At 61.3% G+C, this 20,006-nt stretch carries 16 protein-coding genes and 1 tRNA gene; 8 read left to right on the forward strand and 9 right to left on the reverse strand.

What is annotated here, in order from left to right; all coding sequences use genetic code 11:
• Window positions 1–28: 28 nt before the first annotated feature.
• The gene (locus tag H9642_RS12635) at window positions 29–658 is read right to left on the reverse strand and encodes a GNAT family N-acetyltransferase (protein WP_251836800.1); all 630 of its coding nucleotides are present in this window, start codon (window positions 656–658) and stop codon (window positions 29–31) included.
• A gap of 316 nt (window positions 659–974) precedes the next feature.
• Here H9642_RS12635 and H9642_RS12640 point away from each other — a divergent pair, with 316 nt between their 5' ends.
• From H9642_RS12640 to H9642_RS12650, 3 genes are all read left to right on the forward strand, one after another.
• Window positions 975–4,463 carry a hybrid sensor histidine kinase/response regulator gene (locus H9642_RS12640; RefSeq protein WP_251836801.1) on the forward strand — a complete coding sequence of 1,163 codons (3,489 nt, stop codon included), beginning with the start codon at window positions 975–977 and terminating at the stop codon, window positions 4,461–4,463.
• A 117-nt stretch (window positions 4,464–4,580) separates the two neighbouring features.
• Window positions 4,581–5,834 carry an MgtC/SapB family protein gene (locus H9642_RS12645; protein WP_251836802.1) on the forward strand — a complete coding sequence of 418 codons (1,254 nt, stop codon included), beginning with the start codon at window positions 4,581–4,583 and terminating at the stop codon, window positions 5,832–5,834.
• Window positions 5,835–6,055: 221 nt separating this feature from the next.
• Complete coding sequence (locus tag H9642_RS12650) at window positions 6,056–7,033, forward strand: alpha/beta fold hydrolase (protein WP_251836803.1); 978 nt, start codon at window positions 6,056–6,058, stop codon at window positions 7,031–7,033.
• A 26-nt stretch (window positions 7,034–7,059) separates the two neighbouring features.
• Here the strand turns inward: H9642_RS12650 and H9642_RS12655 are convergent, their stop codons facing one another.
• From H9642_RS12655 to earP, 5 genes are all read right to left on the reverse strand, one after another.
• On the reverse strand, window positions 7,060–8,535 hold the full coding sequence (locus H9642_RS12655) for a DNA recombination protein RmuC (RefSeq protein WP_251836804.1): 1,476 nt from the start codon (window positions 8,533–8,535) through the stop codon (window positions 7,060–7,062).
• Between the two features lie 81 nt (window positions 8,536–8,616).
• On the reverse strand, window positions 8,617–8,946 hold the full coding sequence (locus H9642_RS12660) for an SEL1-like repeat protein (protein WP_251836805.1): 330 nt from the start codon (window positions 8,944–8,946) through the stop codon (window positions 8,617–8,619).
• A gap of 465 nt (window positions 8,947–9,411) precedes the next feature.
• A complete protein-coding gene (locus H9642_RS12665) occupies window positions 9,412–9,606 on the reverse strand; it encodes a hypothetical protein (RefSeq protein WP_251836806.1) in 195 nt (64 codons plus the stop codon).
• 253 nt (window positions 9,607–9,859) lie between these two features.
• Window positions 9,860–10,426 (reverse strand): elongation factor P, encoded by a 567-nt coding sequence (gene efp / locus H9642_RS12670; RefSeq protein ID WP_251836807.1) that lies wholly within the window; start codon window positions 10,424–10,426, stop codon window positions 9,860–9,862.
• 126 nt (window positions 10,427–10,552) lie between these two features.
• A complete protein-coding gene (gene earP, locus H9642_RS12675; RefSeq protein WP_251836808.1) occupies window positions 10,553–11,692 on the reverse strand; it encodes an elongation factor P maturation arginine rhamnosyltransferase EarP in 1,140 nt (379 codons plus the stop codon).
• Window positions 11,693–11,982: 290 nt separating this feature from the next.
• Between earP and H9642_RS12680 the strand changes: the two genes are divergently transcribed.
• Window positions 11,983–12,255 (forward strand): HU family DNA-binding protein, encoded by a 273-nt coding sequence (locus tag H9642_RS12680; RefSeq protein ID WP_251836809.1) that lies wholly within the window; start codon window positions 11,983–11,985, stop codon window positions 12,253–12,255.
• A gap of 281 nt (window positions 12,256–12,536) precedes the next feature.
• Window positions 12,537–14,096, forward strand: coding sequence for a sensor domain-containing diguanylate cyclase (locus H9642_RS12685; protein WP_251836810.1), 1,560 nt, complete (start codon window positions 12,537–12,539; stop codon window positions 14,094–14,096).
• Between the two features lie 473 nt (window positions 14,097–14,569).
• Here H9642_RS12685 and H9642_RS12690 read toward each other — a convergent pair.
• Window positions 14,570–14,659: transfer RNA gene (locus H9642_RS12690), tRNA-Ser, on the reverse strand.
• A gap of 218 nt (window positions 14,660–14,877) precedes the next feature.
• Here H9642_RS12690 and H9642_RS12695 point away from each other — a divergent pair.
• Both H9642_RS12695 and H9642_RS12700 read left to right on the forward strand, forming a co-directional pair.
• The gene (locus H9642_RS12695; RefSeq protein WP_251836811.1) at window positions 14,878–15,567 is read left to right on the forward strand and encodes a crotonase/enoyl-CoA hydratase family protein; all 690 of its coding nucleotides are present in this window, start codon (window positions 14,878–14,880) and stop codon (window positions 15,565–15,567) included.
• A 90-nt stretch (window positions 15,568–15,657) separates the two neighbouring features.
• Window positions 15,658–16,401, forward strand: a complete 744-nt coding sequence (locus tag H9642_RS12700; protein WP_251836812.1) for a lysophospholipid acyltransferase family protein — start codon at window positions 15,658–15,660, stop codon at window positions 16,399–16,401.
• Between the two features lie 136 nt (window positions 16,402–16,537).
• Here the strand turns inward: H9642_RS12700 and H9642_RS12705 are convergent, their stop codons facing one another.
• Window positions 16,538–17,257 carry an amidotransferase gene (locus H9642_RS12705; RefSeq protein WP_251836813.1) on the reverse strand — a complete coding sequence of 240 codons (720 nt, stop codon included), beginning with the start codon at window positions 17,255–17,257 and terminating at the stop codon, window positions 16,538–16,540.
• Window positions 17,258–17,399: 142 nt separating this feature from the next.
• On the opposite strand from H9642_RS12705, the gene H9642_RS12710 reads away from it, so the two are divergent.
• On the forward strand, window positions 17,400–17,765 hold the full coding sequence (locus tag H9642_RS12710) for a glutaredoxin family protein (protein WP_251836814.1): 366 nt from the start codon (window positions 17,400–17,402) through the stop codon (window positions 17,763–17,765).
• A gap of 92 nt (window positions 17,766–17,857) precedes the next feature.
• Here H9642_RS12710 and H9642_RS12715 read toward each other — a convergent pair whose 3' ends face one another.
• The gene (locus H9642_RS12715; RefSeq protein ID WP_251836815.1) at window positions 17,858–20,002 is read right to left on the reverse strand and encodes a 3-hydroxyacyl-CoA dehydrogenase NAD-binding domain-containing protein; all 2,145 of its coding nucleotides are present in this window, start codon (window positions 20,000–20,002) and stop codon (window positions 17,858–17,860) included.
• Window positions 20,003–20,006 lie beyond the last annotated feature (4 nt).

Raw genomic sequence — 20,006 nt, forward strand, 5'->3', positions numbered from 1 at the left:
CCTCAGAGCGCGACGACCCGCAAATCCTTCACTTGGCCGCCAGGGGCTGTTTCGGCGGGCCGCTTTGTAGGGAATGCTCGCTGGCACGCCCACCGGCAAAACTGTCCTCGAGTTGCCGCTTGACGTCTGGCCATTCCAGGTCGGTGATGCTGTACAGCACGGTATCGTCGAGACGGCCGTCCGCCAGGCGACGATGGTTGCGCAACAGGCCCTCGCGCCGAGCGCCGAGCTTTTCAATCGCCCGTTGGGAACGCAAGTTGCTGGCGGCGGTTTTCAGTTGCACGCGGACCAATTGCCACTGCTCGAACGCCTGGCGCAGCAGAAGGAACTTGATCGAAGTGTTCAGTCCCGTGCCGTGCTGGTGATGGTCGAGCCAGGTCCAGCCGATTTCGGCTGCCGGCAAAGCAGGCAGGAAATCGGCGAATCGTGTAGTACCGACCACGCTCTCATCAAGGCGCACCGTAAAGACCACTGCCCGCCCCTCACGCTGCTCCACCAGCGCCTGCCGATACCAGTCCGGACGCAGAGGGCCCTGCATGTAGACCAGGCGCTCATGATTGGCTTCGGCCAGGCTGACCAAGGCCGGAATATCGCTTTCGAGCAGAGGCTCCAGACGCAGCGCCCCGCGCTGCAAAGTAATAGGTTGCGGCATGAACATCGCACTCTCCTTGTTTTTTCCAGACGGGCCTCGGTCCCATATGAACATCGGCCCCGCCAGAAGTGCCGCCCTGGCATAAAACAAGCCGTTTCGAGCACTGCGCTGTGTCAGGGTCGAACTGGGGTGGGCATCTGCGACATTGGTAGCAAGACGCCTGACGCCGCACCGCTTTACTGCGAAACTATAGGCACGGACGTGGCATCACCTTGCGCTACTCGGTCATTGCCCCGATGTTACCGAGCATGGATCGATCACTGTCGCCACACCCTGTCCGGCCACCTCCGGCCGACGCTGTTTTGAAACGTTTGGAGTTCGCATGTCGCTGTCCCCCGGGCTGATCGCGCTGGTCGCCTTCGCCTACATGGCCCTTCTGTTCGCCATCGCCTTTTATGGCGACCGTCGCCGTACTCCGCTGTCGCCCGCCCTGCGCGCCTGGGTCTACAGCCTGTCGCTGGCCGTGTATTGCACCAGCTGGACCTTCTTCGGTGCCGTGGGACAAGTCACCGAGCAGCTGTGGGCCTTTCTGCCCATCTACCTGGGGCCCGTCCTGCTGCTGCTGTTCGCACCCTGGGTGCTGCAGAAAATGGTGATGATTTCCAAACAGGAAAGCATTACCTCGATTGCCGACTTCATTGCTGCGCGCTATGGCAAGTCACGGCCCCTGGCGGTGGTGGTGGCCTTGATCTGCCTGGTCGGCATCCTGCCCTACCTGGCGTTGCAACTGAAGGCCATCGTGCTGGGCGTCAACTTGCTCATCGGCGCCAACCCGGATTCCACCACCAGCAGTGCCACGGACACCGCACTGCTGGTGTCGGGGGCGCTGGCGCTGTTTTCCATCCTGTTCGGTACCCGCAAGCTGGACGTCACCGAACACCACCGCGGCATGGTCATGGCCATTGCCTTCGAGTCGCTGGTCAAGCTGCTGGCGTTCCTCGCGGTGGGGATTTTCGTTACCTACGGTCTGTTCGACGGTTTCGAGCATCTGCTCAGCCAGGCCCACCTGGCGCCGCAACTGGAAGCATTTTGGGCGAAGCAGATGAACTGGCCGGCCATGCTGGTGCAGACCGGAATGGCCATGATCGCCATCGTCTGCCTGCCCCGACAATTCCACGTCACCGTGGTGGAAAACAACGCCCCGCAGGACCTGCGTCAAGTGCGCTGGGTGTTCCCGCTGTACCTGGCTCTCGCCGCGCTGTTCGTGGTGCCCATTGCCCTGGCCGGGCAGATGTTGCTGCCTGCCGGCGTGATGCCGGACACCTTCGTGATCAGCCTGCCGCTGGCCGAATCCCACCCGGCCCTGGCACTGCTGGCATTCATCGGCGGCGCCTCGGCGGCCACCGGCATGGTCATCGTCGCCAGCGTGACGCTGTCAACGATGATCTCCAACGACATGCTGCTGCCCTGGCTGCTCAGCCGGCAGACATCGGAGCGGCCCTTCGAACTGTTCCGCCACTGGATGCTCACCGCACGCCGAGTGAGCATTGTGGTGATTTTGCTGCTTGCCTACGTCAGCTATCGCCTGCTGGGCGCCAACGCCAGCCTGGCGACCATTGGCCAGGTGTCGTTTGCTGCCATCGGCCAGTTGGCGCCCGCCATGTTCGGCGCCCTGGTGTGGAAACAGGCTAACCGCCGCGGTGTGTTCGCCGGCCTGGCCGCCGGTTCGCTGATCTGGCTGTACACCCTGGTATTGCCGCTGGTGGCAGGCGGCCTGGGCTGGTCGCTGGATGCCTTCCCCGGTCTGCGCACCGTACTGTACTTCCCGTTATGGATCGAAGTGGATCCCCTGACCCGCGGCGTGGTGCTGTCGCTGGCCGGTAACTTCCTGCTCTTCGCCCTGGTGTCGATTTTCTCGCGCACCCGGGTTTCGGAGTACTGGCAGGCCAGCCGTTTCATCGGCCAGGAAGTCTATCGCCCAAGCAACCGGCCTTTGCTGGCGGTGCAGATCAACGACCTGCGCACCCTGGCCGCACGTTTCGTCGGCGATGAACGCGCCGAGCAGAGCTTCGAACGCTTCGCCATGCGCCAGGGCAAGGCCCTGAACCTCAGCCAAGCCGCGGATGGCGACTGGATCGCCCACACCGAACGCCTGCTCGCCGGGGTACTGGGCGCCTCGTCCACCCGGGCGGTGGTCAAGGCCGCCATTGAAGGCCGCGACATGCAGGTCGAGGATGTGGTGCGCATCGTCGACGAAGCCTCAGAGGTGCTGCAGTTCAACCGCGCCTTGCTGCAGGGCGCCATCGAGAACATCACTCAGGGCATCAGCGTGGTCGACCAGTCGCTGCGCCTGGTCGCCTGGAACCACCGTTACCTGGAGCTGTTCGGGTACCCCGAGGGGCTGATTTATGTCGGTCGGCCGATCGCCGACCTGATCCGCTACAACGCCGAGCGCGGCCTGTGCGGCCCGGGCGATGCGGAACACCATGTGATCAAGCGTCTGTACTGGATGCGCCAGGGCACTGCGCACACCTCCGAGCGCCTGTTCCCCAATGGTCGGGTCATCGAACTGATTGGCAACCCGATGCCCGGTGGCGGTTTTGTCATGAGCTTCACCGACATCACCGAATTCCGCGAAGCCGAGACGGCGCTCAAGGTCGCTAATGAAGGCTTGGAGCAGCGGGTCGCCGAGCGCACCCGGGAACTGTCCCAGCTCAACGTGGCGCTGATTGCCGCCAAAGGCATCGCCGAAGCCGCCAACCAGTCGAAAACCCGTTTCCTGGCCGCCGTCAGCCACGACCTGATGCAACCCCTGAACGCCGCCCGGCTGTTTTCCGCGTCCCTGGCCCATGCCGAGCAAAGTCTGCAACCGGAAACCCGCGAACTGGTCCAGCACCTGGACAGCTCGCTGCGCTCAGTGGAAGACCTGATCACCGACCTGCTGGATATCTCGCGCCTGGAGAACGACCGCATTGCCCCGGATCGCCATGCCTTTGCACTGAGCAGCCTGTTCGACACCCTGGGCGTCGAATTCAAGGCGCTGGCCCAGGAACAGGGCATCGACTTCCGCCTGCGCGGCAGCCGCTTGCGCATTGACAGCGACCAAAAGCTGCTGCGCCGTGTGCTACAGAACTTCCTTACCAACGCCTTCCGCTACGCCAAAGGCAGTGTGCTACTGGGCGTGCGCCGCACCGGCAGCCATTTGCGCCTGGAGGTGTGGGACCAAGGGCCCGGAATTCCGGAAAACAAGCGCCGCGAGATCTTTGAGGAGTTCAAGCGACTGGATAACCATCAGACCCGCGCCGAAAAGGGCCTGGGCCTGGGCTTGGCGATTGCCGATGGATTTTGCAAGGTGCTCAAGCACCCCATCGAAGTACGTTCCTGGCCGGGGAAGGGCAGCGTATTCAGCGTCACCGTGCCGCTGGCGCGCTCGGCGGCGCCCAGTGCGGCGCCCAGTGCGGTGACCGGCCGCCAGAACGCCATCCATAACGGCAACCTGAACGGTGCCCAGGTGCTGTGCATCGATAACGAAGACAGCATTCTGATCGGCATGCGCAGCCTGTTGAGCCGCTGGGGTTGCCAGGTATGGACGGCGCGCAGCCGTGAAGAGTGCGAACAGTTGCTTAATGACGATGTGCAGCCGCAACTGGCCCTGGTGGACTATCACCTTAATGAAGGCGACACCGGTACCGAGCTGATGGCCTGGTTGCGCACCCGCCTGGGCGAACCGATTCCGGGCGTGGTGATCAGCGCCGACAGCCGAGCGGAGCTGATCAGCGAGGTGCATGCCGCCGGCCTCGATTACCTGAGCAAGCCAGTCAAACCCGCCGCCCTGCGCGCGCTGATCAGTCGCCACCTAAAGCTGCGCTGAGGCTGACACGGCCCGTGTTGCCACGGGCCAGTCCTTCCATGATTGACCTGAGTGGCTTTACCACGGGGTGTTGAGCGGTACTATGCGGCCCGGAATCACCGCTTGCCAGGAACCTCCATGGATACTCCCCACTTACTTCTCAGCCTTGCTACCGCTTTGGCCATCGGCCTGCTGATCGGCGCCGAGCGCGGCTGGCGCGGGCGCACCCTTAACGATGGCCAGTTGGCTGCCGGTATTCGCACCCATGGGCTGGTCGGCCTGTTCGGCGGACTGTCCACCTTGCTGGCGGATACCTTTGGCGGCGGAGCCTGGATCGCCAGCCTGGTGGTTCTGGGGCTGCTGGTGCTGGCCGGGTATGTCAATGATCTACACAAGAACGGCGATCGCGGCCTGACCAGCGAAATCGCCCTGCTGCTGACCTTCGTGCTCGGCAGCCTGGCCTTGGCCGATTACCGTGCCCTGGCCGCCAGTTGCGCGGTGCTGGTGGCGGTGCTGTTGAGCCTCAAGGACCAATTGCACGGCGCGCTCAAGCGCCTGTCCGCCGTCGAGGTGAGCGGCGCACTGAAGTTGCTGTTCATCTCGCTGGTGCTGCTGCCGGTATTGCCGAACCAGGGCTATGGCCCCTGGGGCGTGCTCAATCCCTACAGCATCTGGTGGATGGTGGTGCTGATCGCCAGTATTGGCTTCGCCGCTTACGTTGCTGTGCGCCTGGTGGGCACGCGCCATGGCCTGCTCTTGACCGCACTGCTCGGCGGCCTGGTGTCTTCCACCGCAATGACCCTGAGCCTGGCACGCCTGCATGATCAGACGCGCCTGCGCAACGTTCTAGCCGCCGGCCTGCTGGCCACCTCGGCGCTGATGTTTCCGCGCGTGTTGCTGGAGGTCGGCGTGATCAACGCCAGCCTGTTGCCCGCTTTGCTTGGTCCCTTGCTGGTCAGTTGCGCGGTCTATGCAGCCGGCGCACTGTGGTGGATCTCCCGACCCCACGAGCCCGGCAGTCCAGACAGCGAGGCGCCACTGTCGAACCCGTTCGAATTGGCGCCGGCGCTGCGTTTCGCCGCCCTGCTGGTGCTGATCCTGTTCCTGGTCGAAGGCGGCCGTCGGCTGTTCGGTGATGCCGGGGTTTATCTGGTCGCCCTGCTCTCCGGCCTGGCCGATGTGGACGCCATCACCCTGTCACTGGCGCGTAATGCCCAGAGCGATCTGCATGCCAGCACCGCCGTGTATGGCATCTTCCTCGCCGCGTTGAGCAACAGCCTGGTCAAGGGCCTGCTGATCGCCGTGGTCGGTGGTCGTCACCTGGCGCTGCGTACCCTGCCCTTTATGGCGGTGGGCTTAATGGCCGGCGCGGCGCTGCTGTTGACGGCATGAAGCGCCTGGGCGCGCGTCCGTAGGAAGGCGTTGAGCACAACGATACCCATCCTGTGGTAGTGATGCGGAACATTTTTGGCCTCCGGCGAGCGGACAAGAAAACGCCTGACTCCCCCAACCAAGGACTGGATGGCTGTCAGCGAGCGCGTGGCTCCCATCGCCCAGGAACAATCGGCATCACACTGAGGGCTGTCACGGTCACGCCACCGCCAGGAGTCGTCATGCCCAGCCACACCGACACGCCTTCCACGCCTGTTCAACCCGCACCTGCGATCAACCTGAACACGGCGAAAGCGCAACGTCTGGATATATCCGCTGATGGCGTGCGCCTGGCGGTTTACTGCTGGGGCCGGGCCGACGCACCACCCTTGCTGCTGGTGCATGGCTACCCCGATAACCATACCGTCTGGCTGCCGCTGATTAGTGAATTGGCTGACGACTACCGGATCATCGCCTATGACGTGCGCGGCTTCGGCGCCTCGCAAAAACCCCGACGGCGCCAGGACTACCGACTAAAGAAGCTGGCCAATGACCTTGAAGCGGTGATTCGCGCCACCAGCCCGGATCGCCCTGTGCACCTGCTGGCCCATGACTGGGGTTCGATTCAGTGCTGGGAAGCGGTAACCGAGCCGCGCATGCAGCCGCTACTGGCGTCATTTACCAGTATTTCCGGTCCTTGCCTCGATCACGTTGGCCATTGGATGCGCGACCGCCTGAAGCCCAAAAGACGGACCGGCGCGTTAAGCCAGCTGACCGGGCAATTGCTCAGCTCCTGGTACATCGGCTTCTTCCACATTCCGCTGCTACCGGAGCTGTGCTGGCGATTGGGACTGGACCGGGCCTGGCCGTGGTTGCTGGCCAGGCTTGAAGGGTTGCCAAACATGCCCCCCAGTACCAGCCAGCGCGCCGATGGCATGCATGGCATCCACCTGTACCGAGCCAATTTCTTCCGCTGCCTGTTCAGGCCGCGCCTGCGCAGCACCGAGGTGGCGGTGCAACTGATCGTACCGCTGCGCGACCGCTTCGTGCGCCCGCAACTGTTCGACGGCTTGTCGCGCTGGGCGCCCAACGTAACTCGACGCGACGCTGACGCGGGGCACTGGCAGTTGCTGGCGCGTCCCCAGAAAATGGCCGACTGGATGCGGCAGTTCACCCACCAGGTGGAAAACGATTTCCACTCAGCACAGTCACGCCGTTAGCCGCAGCCCTGAAAGCTAGAACAGCATCAGATGTCCTGATCATCCAGCGCCGGCAGGCCGGCGGCACGTTCCAGCAGTTCATTGGGTAGGCTCTTGCTGGCGCGCGCCCCCAGCAGCTTGAGATTTTCCACCCGGCCGATCAGGTTGCCGCGGCCATCCACCAGCTTGTTCCGGGCGCTGGCGTAGGCCTTGTCCAACTGCTGCAGGCGGCTGCCCATTTCGTCCAAATCCTGCACGAAGGCCACGAACTTGTCGTACAGCGCTCCGGCGCGCTCTGCGATTTCACGGGCATTCTGGCTCTGGCGTTCCTGACGCCACAGGCTGTCGATCACCCGCAGGGTGGCCAGCAGCGTCGTCGGGCTGACAATCACGATGTGCTGGTCGTAGGCTTCCTGGAACAGGCCCGGATCGGCCTGCAAGGCCGCGGCGAACGCCGCCTCGATGGGCACGAACAGCAACACGAAATCCAGACTGTGCAAGCCTTCCAGGCGCTGATAATCCTTCACCGACAAGCCTTTCAGGTGGCTGCGCAGTGACAGCACATGACGCTTGAGCGCCTGCTCGCGCACCTCGTCATTTTCTGCGCTAACCAGCGCCTGATAAGCGGTCAGGCTGACCTTGGAATCCACCACCACCTGTTTTTCACCGGGCAGCTGGATCAGCACATCCGGCTGAAAACGCTGGCCCTCGGCGCTCTGCAAGCTGACTTGGGTGTGGTACTCGCGGCCCTTGACCAGCCCGGCATGCTCCAGCACCCGTTCAAGTACCAGCTCGCCCCAGTTCCCCTGGGTCTTCTGGCCCTGCAGGGCGCGGGTCAGGTTGGTGGCCTCATCGCCCAGGCGCTGATTGAGCTGCTGCAGGCGCTCCAGTTCCTTGCCCAGCGAGAAACGCTCGCGAGCTTCCTGCTGATAACTGTCCTCGACGCGTTTTTCGAACGCCTGAATGCGCTCCTTGAGGGGATCGAGCAATTGGCCCAACCGCTGCTGGCTGGACTCGGCGAAACGCTGCTCGCGTTCGGCGAAGATATTGCCGGCCAGCTCGGCAAATTGCGCACGCAGCTCGTCGCGCGCGCCCTGCAAATCCTGCAAACGCTGTTGATGAGCCTGCTGCTGCTCGTGCAGCTCCGCCGCCAGGGCCGCACGCTCGGCACCCAGCCGGCGCAGTTCGCTTTCCTTGTGTTCGCGTTCGGTGAGCCAGGCCTGCTGGTCGGCACGGGCGCGCTGCTGGTCCAGGGCCAGCAGTTCGCGCTCGCGGCGCTGGGCTGCCAGTTCGGCCTGTTGCGCGGCATTGTGCTGGGCCACTTCGGCGAGTTCCTGACGGCACTCATTCAACTGGCCGCCGAGCACATCCTGGGCCAGCAAGGCGGTGTCGGCGCGCTCCTTGAGAACTGCCGCTTCAGCGCGCAGCCGCGCCAGTTGGCGCTGCTGCTGCCACGCCAGGCCGAGCAAGGGCAACGCGGCCAGCAACAAGCCGGCTAAAAGATAGGAAACATGGATCGGCATGACAGCTCCCGGCATGGATTTCAGCGAATGCGGCGAGTATATCCAGCCCACTGATCGGGCCGTGCGGCCAAACCAGGAGAATTACTCGGAAAGCGGCGGGTTTTCCGCCTGGCCCAACGCCTGCAGGGCACGTTCATCGCCCGCGCGTGCCGCCTGTTGCAACAGCGCCTGGCCGATACGCCGATCGCGGGCGTTGCCGCAATCGCGGCACAACAGCAATCCCAGCCGGCTCTGCGCTTCTACCACACCCTGACGCGCCGGTTGCTTGAGCAGGTTGCCGGCCAGGCGCTTGACGCTGGTGGCCTGTCCCAGTCTCGGGCTATCCAACAACCAGCCGGCCAGCCGCAGCGGCAAACCACTGCGCGGCATTGCAGCGCAGGTTGAATGAATGGTCGGATGTAGACGCTTCATGGGTTCAGCAAATAGCCAAGGGGGGCGGCACTCTACACTTTTTTACAGCCGGGTAAAGGCTTGCAAAAAACGCTCAAATAAGCCTTGGCGCCAGCGCTCAGCAATCCACAATTTCTGTGGATAACTCTGTTGAGAAGCCGCTGAGAAACGCCGCAAAGCGTGGTGATTCGGGCCATTGAGTCAAATTGTCCATTCTTTGACCATTCAAATAAATTCATTATTTTTCAATGGCTTATAAAAAGCTCAATCGTAAATCAATGACTTGCAAATGAATCTGAGAGTGACTTGACAACGAACGACGCTATTGTGCACAAGTTGGCAGGCCCTACCTCGATAAATGCACAGTGCCCGCGAATCATGATAGGTGAACACCAGCCTGCCAACGCGGACAACGAAAAACCCCGGCCAAGATGCTCCGGGGTTTTTCGTTGTGACAGACCTGCACCATCCGCAGATCCTTCGTGGTTACAGCTCAAGCTCCTGCAAATGTTCCTTGGGTAGTTTGCGCGCCCCGGTCAGAATGACTTGCCGCGCTGCCTCATCGAGCATCTGTTCCGCCTCTGCCATCTCCATGGCACCCGTGACCAGGCGCCTGGCTTTCAGCCAGTCCAGCAAAGCATTGACGGCGCGTCGTTCGGCATCAGTAGATGTACACAGCATTCCTCCCTCCTTGGGGCATGTTGGTATGGTCCCCACAGCGTAGACAGGCGATTGCCGAAGACTATTCAGCGAATGTCCGTAAAAGCGACCCCAATCACAAACCCATGATTGCTCAGGCTAAAACCGACCAAAGGCATGGGCGTTTGGCGGTTTTCAGCCAATAAAAAACCCCGCCCTTCCGAGGAAGTCGGGGTTTTGTGTCGATCTGCTCGCGGTCAGCCGGGCTGGCGGCAGCTCGACATACGTATCAGGCTCAGGCCTTGACGCGGGCCTTGTACTCGCCGGTGCGGGTGTCGATTTCGATGAAGTCACCGATTTCGCAGAAGGCGGATACTTGCAGCTCGGCGCCGTTGTTCAGGCGAGCGGTCTTCATCACCTTGCCGGACGTGTCACCACGTACAGACGGCTCGGTGTAAGCGATCTGGCGAACGATGCTGGTCGGCAGTTCAACCGAGATTACCTTGTCGTTGTAGAACACGGCTTCGCAGACGTCGGTCATGCCGTCTTCGATGAAGGTCATCACGCCTTCCAGGTCGTCCTTTTCGATCTCGTACTGGTTGAACTCAGCGTCCATGAATACGTACAGCGGATCGGCGAAATAGGAGTAGGTAACTTCCTTGCGCTCGAGGATGATCGTTTCGAACTTGTCGTCGGCCTTGAATACCGTTTCGGTAGCGGCGCCGGTGAGCAGGTTCTTCAGCTTCATCTTGACGACCGCAGAGTTACGGCCGGACTTGTTGAACTCGGCTTTCTGGATGACCCAGGGAGTGCCGTTGATGTTGGCTACCTGGCCAGCGCGAAATTCTTGTGCGGTTTTCATACGGGATATCCGAGCAGATGAGGGACAAAAAACAGGCCGCGTATGATAGCCAATTCGCGCGAAATTAGTAACTCTGCCCCGCGCACGGCCTGACGACCCTTCTCCGCCTGCCCTGACTGCACGCCCTCAGGCATCGCGCATGCGCTCGCTGAAGCGCAGCAGATTGCTGGCCAGATCCGTTTCCGCTCCCCGGTCGCTACTCCAGGCCTCGGCATGCCGCTGCAGATCGCCCTCACACGCCAGCCAGCGCTGCCACGGCCCCGCCATGTCCTCGCCGGCATTCCAGGCCCGCCATAATTCACCCACCGCCCGCGCCGCATCGGGCGCCAGGGTCTGGCAATATTGATCCAGAAAGGCCTGCAACTTGTCCCAGTGCGCTCCGTCTTCCTGCGGATAGATATGCCAGAGCATGGGCCGCCCGGCCCACTGCGCGCGCAGGAAGGAATCCTCGCCACGCACCGCATTGAGGTCGCAGCACCACAGCAGTTGGTCGTACTCTTCCTGACGAACGAAGGGCAGCACGTTGATGCGCAGATTGCCACGCTGGCAACTGTCGCCCGCACGCAACGCAGGGCCAGCCAGCCAGGCCTGCAAATCAGCCTGGATACGCCCTTCGGGAATCAACAGCCGAGTAGGCCGGGTAACTTCTGTCAACGCCTCCAGCCAACTGGCCAGTCCCCGATTCTCGTAGGCGAACAGCGAGATCAGCCGCTCCTCGGGACTCCGTTGCACACCCAGCCTGGCCAGAAAGGCCTGTTGCGCCTGCCCATTGGCCTGAAAAGCCCTGCGCCGCGCCAGCAGATCGCCTTCACGCAATAATCCGCCGGTGGCCGGGCCAAAGCCGGGGAAAAAGAAATGCTTTTGCAGGCCATCGGGCTGCGGCGAGGACAGCCCATGACAGCCCGCCACCCAGTCTTCGGCGCTGAGATATTCCAGGTTCAGCCACAGCGGCGCAGGCGTCCGAGACGCCATGGCGGCCTCGAAAAGCGCAGGCAGGCGACAGGCAAAGGCTTCGATCACCACCTCGGCGGGCTCAACCGGCTGCCAATCCCGCGGCCATTGACGCACCTCGACCCCTGCGTGGTGTTGTACGCTCGCCGTGACTGTCGCCTCAGGACACAAACGCACGAACGCGGCCAGCTCATCGACCCACAGGCGCACGCGCTGATCATGTTCAGTCGCCAGTTGTCGAGCCAGGCGCCAGGTCACACCAATGTCGCCATAGTTGTCGACGACACAGCAAAAAATGTCCCAGGAACGCGACATGCAAAAACTCCGAAAAATCATCGCTACACTGGAAACGCGCCAGTCAGCGGATAAAAAACCGTCAAATCGCGGCACGCAGCACACGGCAAGCGTCTAAATCGCAGTAACTTCCCTATTGGGGGCTCGCCAGACAAGCCCTCAGCCTTTATCTTTTGCAGGCGCTTTCTTTCGCCCCTGCCGGCAAGGCCTGCTTAGGTCGTAGCCAGGCGAGGTGCAATCGGTCAAACACAGCGCAGTTTATTCATTTGTGGCTGCGTATACTGGCCAACCATTCCCCACTGGAGTCATCCATGAACAAAGCTGAACTGATCGAGGCGATTGCCGCCTCCGCCGACCTGCCGAAAACCACCGCTGCCCGTGCGCTGGATGCCATCACCGAGAGCATTACCAACGCCCTGAAAAATGGCGACAGCGTATCGCTGGTCGGTTTCGGCACCTTCGCCGTCAAGGAGCGCGCCGCCCGTGAAGGCCGCAACCCGCAGACCGGCGCCACCCTGCAAATCGCCGCTGCGAAGCTGCCAGGCTTCAAGCCAGGCAAGGGTTTGAAAGACGCTGTAAACTGATTCTCCGACTGCCCCGGCTAACACGCCGGGGCAGTTCCTGCCTAGCCTCCTCCCCACAGGCTATTTGCCATCCGCACGTCGCAAATGCACCTGCGCACCTACCCCTAACGATCAACCCCGAAGTAGTATCCCCTCCCGGTGCGACGTTCATTGCGCGCGGCGATCTGACTACATCCAGAGCCTGCCCCCCGCCTCAGGCAATCTGACTGCCCTGCGTCGAGTTACCTAAACGGCGTTGCTTACGCATTCGACTTCGGCCATGCAGTAACCCATCCGTCACCATGCCCAAGCTTGATCTGCGTCGTTTGATTCTACTCCTGAGCATGTCAGCAACCTCACTGGTTCTGGCTTATTTCCTGTATGCCAGCTATCAGATGCAGCGCGAACTGCTGATCAAGCAGACGCTGGAGGCCAATCGCATTTATGCGGTGAAACTGGCCGAGGTCACGGAAAATTTTCTCAACACAGCACACAAACAACTGGCCTACAGCGCTTCGGTGATCGGCCCGCGCCTGAACACGGCCGAGCATCTCAATGGCGAAGTCGACCGCCTCCTGCTGCAAACCAATACGTTCAACTCGGTGTATGTCGTCAATACCGAGAGCAAACTGCTGGCCCGAGCCCCAAGAAATCACCAGGCGGAAGACAGCCTGATCGACAACCCAGGCTCGTATTCCGCACTGGCCAGCCAGCAGCCTTCCATAGTCCAGGCCTACAGTGCCCCCCACGGACGTTTGATCGTGGCGATGACGCACCCGCTGCACACTGCGCAGGGTGACTACCTGGGCTATATCGGCGGCGCGATCTACCTCCAGGAAAACAATTCCCTTCATGACCTGCTGGGCGAGCACTATTACCGCGACGGCTCATACCTGTATGTCGTGCACGACCGCCAACTGATTTATCACAACAAGCAGGAGCGCGTGGGGGAAATCATTCATGGCAATCCAGCGATCCATGAGGTGAGCCAAGGCAGAGAAGGCAACCAGCTGCTGACCAACTCGGAAGGTATCGAGATGCTGGCCGGTTTCGCGCCCGTTCAGAGCACAGGCTGGGGCATCGTTGCGCAACGGCCCCTGCAGGCCACGCTGACGGAACTCAACAAGCTGATGCTGAACATGCTGATCACCCTGGTCCCCTTTTTCCTGGCCGTGATGCTCGCCATCTGGTGGCTGTCGCGAATCATTTCCCAGCCCCTGTGGAGCCTGGCCAAGAGTGTGCAGAAGGATGATGCCCGCATCGCCGAAAACGCGGTTCGGCAGATCAAGCCGTGGTATTTCGAAGTGGCCCAACTCAAGCAGTCGATCTTGTCCGGCTTGGAAATGCTCAACCACAGAATCGGCAAACTCAATCTTGACTCGATGACCGACCCGCTGACCGAGCTGCTGAACCGACGCGGAGCACAAGCGGCCATCGATAAATGGCATGTCAGTGCCCAGCCATTTGCCGTGATTCTTCTGGATATCGATCATTTCAAGCAGGTCAATGATGCCCATGGGCATGACATTGGCGACCTGACGTTGCAGTTTCTCGCCAGGCAGATGCGCCGACTCTCAGGCAACGAAAATGTCCTGTGTCGAAGCGGGGGCGAAGAGTTCATGGTGCTCATGCCTGACACCGACTTGAAAGAAGCCGGTGAATTCGCCGAAAACCTACGTGCCACGCTGGCCAGCACCCGCAGTCCGGCCGGAGAGCCGATCACCCTGTCGCTGGGGGTAGCCCATTACCCCATTAGCAATGCGCGCATCGAAATGGTGCTGCGCTCGGCTGATCAGGCGCTTTACCAGGCCAAGCGCCAGGGCCGCAACAAAGTGGTTATCGCAGCTGCCCAAAGAAGCTGATCAGCGCCTGCGGCAGTACAACGCAGAATGGCGGCTACTTCAAATTGCCCCACTCGTCATAACGCTCCGGCCATTGAGCTCGATGGTCTGGATGATCAACTTGATCGGACGTTGGCGATTCGGGCCACGGATCAATCGTTAGAGTCCGGGCAATGAGGTGAACAAACCCAGCCAATAGCAACACCGGCAGCAGCACCCAACCACTAATCAACAGCACGCCACTGAGTATCAGCAGGTCGCCAAGCCTGAAGGCGCAGCGGACGAATAGCCTGCCGCCAGGCGCCCGCACACGTGCCAGCTGCCGCTTTTCCAGGGCGCGCCAGCGCCGCCAGAACGAAGTGACAGGAGGGGGAAGCGGGGAACCCGGCATCAGGGAAACCTGGACGCGTTGCGCTTACTGCAGCGCCGTTCCAGGACTAGGCGAATGCCAGAAACAACAAAGCCCCGCAGAACGGGGCTTTGTGTATATGGTCTGGCGGTGAGGGTGGGATTCGAACCCACGATACGGTTTCCCGTATACACGCTTTCCAGGCGTGCTCCTTCAACCGCTCGGACACCTCACCGGATCTCTTCGAGGCGTTCACCCCGTCGAGGCGCGCTAATTTAGTCGAACGTTTCTCCAAAGGCAAACTTTTTTTCAGCTTTTTCATGCGTTTAAGTATCCCCAGCGAAAATAGCTGCATTTTCGCGCAGCTCTGCGACCGCCCAGTCAGTCATCGCGCTTTACCTGTGCAAGCCGGCTGGGTAACGTCAGCGCCACTTATCACAAGGAACCCCCGCCATGAGTGAGCTGCTTTCCTACCAATGCACAGACGGTATCGCCACCCTGACCCTGCACAATGGCAAGGTCAACGCGATTTCACCGGACATGATTGTTGCCCTCAATACGGCGCTGGATCGCGCCGAGCAGGACCGCGCCGTGGTGATCATCACCGGGCAGCCGGGCATTCTTTCCGGCGGTTACGACCTCAAGGTCATGACCTCCGGCCCGCAAAACGCACTGGACCTGGTCGCCGCCGGCTCGACATTGGCCCGACGCATGCTTGCTCACCCCTTCCCGATCATCGTCGCCTGCCCAGGCCATGCAGTAGCCAAGGGTGCCTTTATCCTGCTCTCCGCAGACTATCGCATCGGTGTTGAAGGTCCGTTCAGCATCGGCCTGAACGAAGTGCAGATCGGCATGACCATGCATTACGTCGGTATCGAGCTGGCCCGTGATCGCTTACGCAAATCCGCTTTCCACCGCTCGGTGATCAACGGCGAGATGTTCGATCCGCAGGGCGCGCGCGAAGCCGGCTTCCTGGACAAGGTGGTCACCCCCGAGGCGCTGATGAGCACCGCACTGGAGACAGCGAATCAGTTGAAGAAGATCAACATGACCGCTCACCGCAACACCAAGCTCAAGGTACGCAAAGAATTGCTTGACGCCCTTGAGCAGGCTATCGAGTTGGACAAGCGCCACGGTCTCTAACAGACCGTTTGGGACCGCTGCCAAGGCGAGTGGATTGCCGAGCACAGTGGACGTTCGTACACTCGACGTCCCTTTGCTGGAGATCCTGCCATGCTGTCCGTTCTGCGCTTGTTGTTGCTGAGCGTGTATTCCGTTATTGCCAGCTGCCTCGGCGCGTTGCTTGGCGTGCTCCGCCCTTTCAATCCCAACAATACGTCTTTGTGCGCCCGTTTGTTCGCCACCCCGAGCCAATGGTTGCTGCGCATCAAGGTCGAGACCGAACTGGAGCACCTGAACAGTCAAACACAGGCCTGTGTGATCATTGCCAATCATCAGTCCAATTACGACCTGTTCGTCCTCGGCGGCACGGTGCCCTCACGCACCGTGAGCCTGGGCAAGAAAAGCCTGAAGTGGATTCCAGTGTTCGGCCAGCTTTACTGGCTGGCCGGCAATGTCCTGATTGATCGCAGCAATGCCTGCAAGGCCAGGCAGACCATGCTCACCACCACCGAAACCCTGCAAAAGCGCCAGACGTCTATCTGGGTGTTTCCGGAAGGTACGCGCAATGGCGGCCAGGAGCTGCTGCCGTTCAAGAAAGGGGCGTTTCAGATGGCCATCGCCGCTGGGGCTCCGATCGTGCCGGTGTGCGTCAGCCGCTACACCCAAACACTGGATCTGAATCGCTGGGACAGTGGGCAGATACGCGTCCGCGCGCTGCCGGCCATTCCAACCGCACACCTGAGCCTGGAAGACATGCCGGCGCTGATCGAGCAATGCCATGCCCGCATGCAGGCATGCATTGACGAGCTAGATGAAGAATTGGAGCAGCGCCTGGCCGCGGCGCAGCCGCTTTAGGTCGGTAGCGTTGCGTTGAGCGAGACAATGCCCATCATTGATGGGCATTGATGGGGCTCGGCGCGATGCACGGGACGAACCCAATTCCCTGCTGCCGCGCCCCTTAACCCTTACAGCAGCTAACACATATTGAACGTTACGCTTCGCGCCCCTGGGCGATAAAGCGCAGCATCCACTCGCCCACCACACTGCCGTGATGCGGCAGATGAAGGCTTTGCAAGGCATTCTGATAGAGCGTCTCGCCCAGGGTTTGCTGGCGCACGTCGAGCAGTGCCCGTGAATAATCCGGTACGAACTCGGGATGCCCCTGGAAGCACAGTACGCGGTCCTCGATGCGGAACGCAGCAATTGGGCAGAACTCGCTGGAGGCCAGCACCGTGGCGTTTTCCGGAGCGCGGGTGACCTGGTCCTGATGGCTGATCAGCAGGGTCAGTTGATCCAGCGCCGGCTGCATCCAGTCCAGTTGCTCCTGAACGCTGTAATGATGCATGCCCACGCCCCACCCTTGACCGGCCCGCTCGCTCTGGCCACCGAGCAACAACGCCAGCAACTGATGACCGAAGCAGATGCCCAGCAGCTTGTCGCCGTTCTGGTAGCGCTCCAGCAGATAAGTCTTAAGCGTCTGGATCCACGGATCGCTGCCGAACGAGTCCGCCTTGCTGCCGGTAACCAGATAGGCGTCATAACGCTGGTCATCGGCCGGGTAATGGCCCTCAACCACGTTGAAAATTTCAAACTGCGCGGCAATCGGTTGGTTAGCGAATAACCGTTCGAACATATGGCCATAGCCGGTGTACTGCTCGACGAACTCAGGACGCAGGTGATCGGTTTCCAGAATACAGATACGCAACGACATGGGAATCCCAAAAACATAAAGGTATGGAGCGGTTGTTACCCTTCTTACCATAGCCCGTACGTGGTGAGGAATAGCCCGCGCCCGCCAGACACAGCCGTCAATCGGCTACACTGCGCAACCTTTTCTATTCTGGAGCCTGACTGTGCTTATCAAGGCCTTACGGGTTGGCTTGGGCCAACTGATCGTTTTTATTGATTTCCTCACCCGCCCGAAAAAAATGCAGCGCAGCGCGGAGGCGCAAGCCGAGGTCAAGGCACGCACAGCCAACCTGGCGCTTTATCAGTTTCACGGTTGCCCGTTTTGTGTGAAGACGCGGCGTGCCCTGCATCGGCTGAACTTGCCGATCGCCCTGCGCGATGCCAAGAACGACGCCCAGGCCCGCCAGGAACTGGAAACCCAGGGCGGCAAGATCCAGGTGCCCTGCCTGCGTATCGAAGAAAATGGCCAGGTTTCCTGGCTGTATGAATCCAAGGCAATCATTGCCTGGCTGGAACAGCGCTTCGCCTGAGCGGCAATCGCCATGTAGGGCCGATTTCACATCGGCACACCAGAACTGCGGATGCCGGCATGCAGCCGGCACCGCAGGGTCATCAGTGTTTTTTAGAAGGTTTCCCCTCGCGCCGCCTTCTCCAACAACAACGCCGGCGGAGAGAATCGATCGCCATACTGCTCCGTCAGGTACTGAGCACGGGCGATGAAGTCGGCCAGGCCGTACTGGTTGATGAACTGCAAGGCACCACCGCTCCAGGCGGCAAAGCCGATACCGAACACCGAACCGATGTTGGCGTCGGCGGTAGAGCGCAATACGCCCTCCTCCACACAGCGCACGGTCTCGATGGCCTGGATGAACAGCAGACGATCGCGCACATCCTGGGGTGAAATCTGTGCCCCGGCTTTTTCGAAGCGCGCCTTGAGCTCGGGCCACAGATGTTTCTTGTCCCCTTGCGGGTAGTCGTAAAAACCGCCACCGGCGGCCTTGCCGGGACGCTGGTACTCGTTGAGCATCAAGTCAATCACCGCGAATGCCGGATGCTCGGGCGCCGTCTTGCCTTCGGCAGCCAGGTCACTGACTGCTTGCCGGCGAATATGCTCCATCAGGCTCATCGACACTTCATCGGAGATCGCCAGCGGACCGACCGGCATGCCCGCCTGACGGGCCTGGTTCTCGATCATTGCCGCCGACACGCCCTCGCCGAGCATGGCAATGCCTTCATTGGTAAAGGTGCCGAACACCCGCGAGGTGAAAAAGCCGCGACTGTCATGGACGACGATGGGCGTCTTGTTGATTTGCAGCACGAAGTCGAACGCCCGCGCCAGAGCTTCGTCGCTGGTTTGCTCGCCGCGAATGATCTCCACCAGCGGCATCTTGTCCACCGGGCTGAAGAAATGCAGGCCGATGAATTTTTCCGGATGGCGCACGGCGCTGGCCAGGCCGGTAATCGGCAGCGTCGAGGTATTGGAGGCGATCAGCGCCTCCGGCAGTGCGCAGGCTTCGGCGGCGGCCGTGACACTGGCTTTGAGGGCGCGGTCCTCGAAAACCGCCTCGATTATCAGGTCGCACTCGGCAAAATCAGCATCGTCAACGCTCGGGGTGATGCGTGCAAGGATGGCGTCGCGTTTCTCTGCACTCAGCTGGCCACGGGACACCTTCTTGTCCAGCAGGGCGGCCGAATAGGCTTTACCCTTCTCGGCAGCCGCCAGCGAGACATCCTTGAGTACCACCTCGATGCCAGCCATGGCTGACACATAGGCAATGCCGGCGCCCATCATGCCAGCCCCAAGCACGCCGACTTTTTGCGTCGCATAGGTGGGGAAACCCTGGGGGCGCGAACGGCCGGCGTTGATTTCATTGAGCTGGAACCAGAAGGTGCCGATCATGTTTTTCGCCACCTGCCCGATGACCAGCTCGGTGAAATAGCGCGCCTCGATCAGTTGCGCGGTGTCGAAGTCCACCTGGGCACCTTCCACCGCGGCGCAGAGGATCTTTTCCGGCGCCGGGAAACAGCCCTTGGTCTTGTCACGCAACACGCTGGGCGCGATGGCCAGCATCTGCGCCACGGCGGGCGAGGATGGGGTGCCGCCGGGAATCTTGTAGCCCTTCACGTCCCACGGCTGTACGGCGGCGGGATTCGCCAGGATCCACTGCCGCGCCTTAGCCAGCAACTCGTCCGGGGTGGCGGCCAGCTCATGCAGCAACCCGGCCTTGAGCGCCTCCTGCGGGCGCAGCTTCTTGCCTTCAGCCAGATACGGCAGCGCCTTCTCGATGCCCAGCAGGCGCACGGTGCGCACGATACCGCCGCCGCCCGGCAGCAGGCCGAGGGTCACTTCCGGCAGCCCGAGCTGGATACGCGCATCGTCCAAAGCGATGCGGTGATGGCAGGCCAGGCAGATTTCCCAACCACCGCCCAGCGCTGCGCCATTGATTGCGGCGACCACCGGCTTGCCGAGGGTTTCCAGCCGTCGCAGCTGGCTCTTGATGTTCAGCACCATCTGGTAGAACGCCGGCGCGTCCTCGCGGGTGACCTGGATCAGTTCATTGAGATCGCCGCCGGCAAAAAAGGTCTTCTTCGCCGAGGTCAGAATCACTCCGGCAATCGCGTCCTTCTCCTCCTCCAGGCGAGTCACCGTGCGGCCCATTGCCTCACGGTAGGCGGCGTTCATGGTGTTGGCGCTCTGGCCCGGCATATCCAGGGTCAGGACGACGATGTTGTCCGGGCCTTTTTCGTAGCGAATGGCGTCAGTCATGGTT

The sequence above is a fragment of the Serpens gallinarum genome (genome assembly GCF_014836765.1).
Taxonomy (GTDB): Bacteria; Pseudomonadota; Gammaproteobacteria; order Pseudomonadales; family Pseudomonadaceae; genus Serpens; species Serpens gallinarum.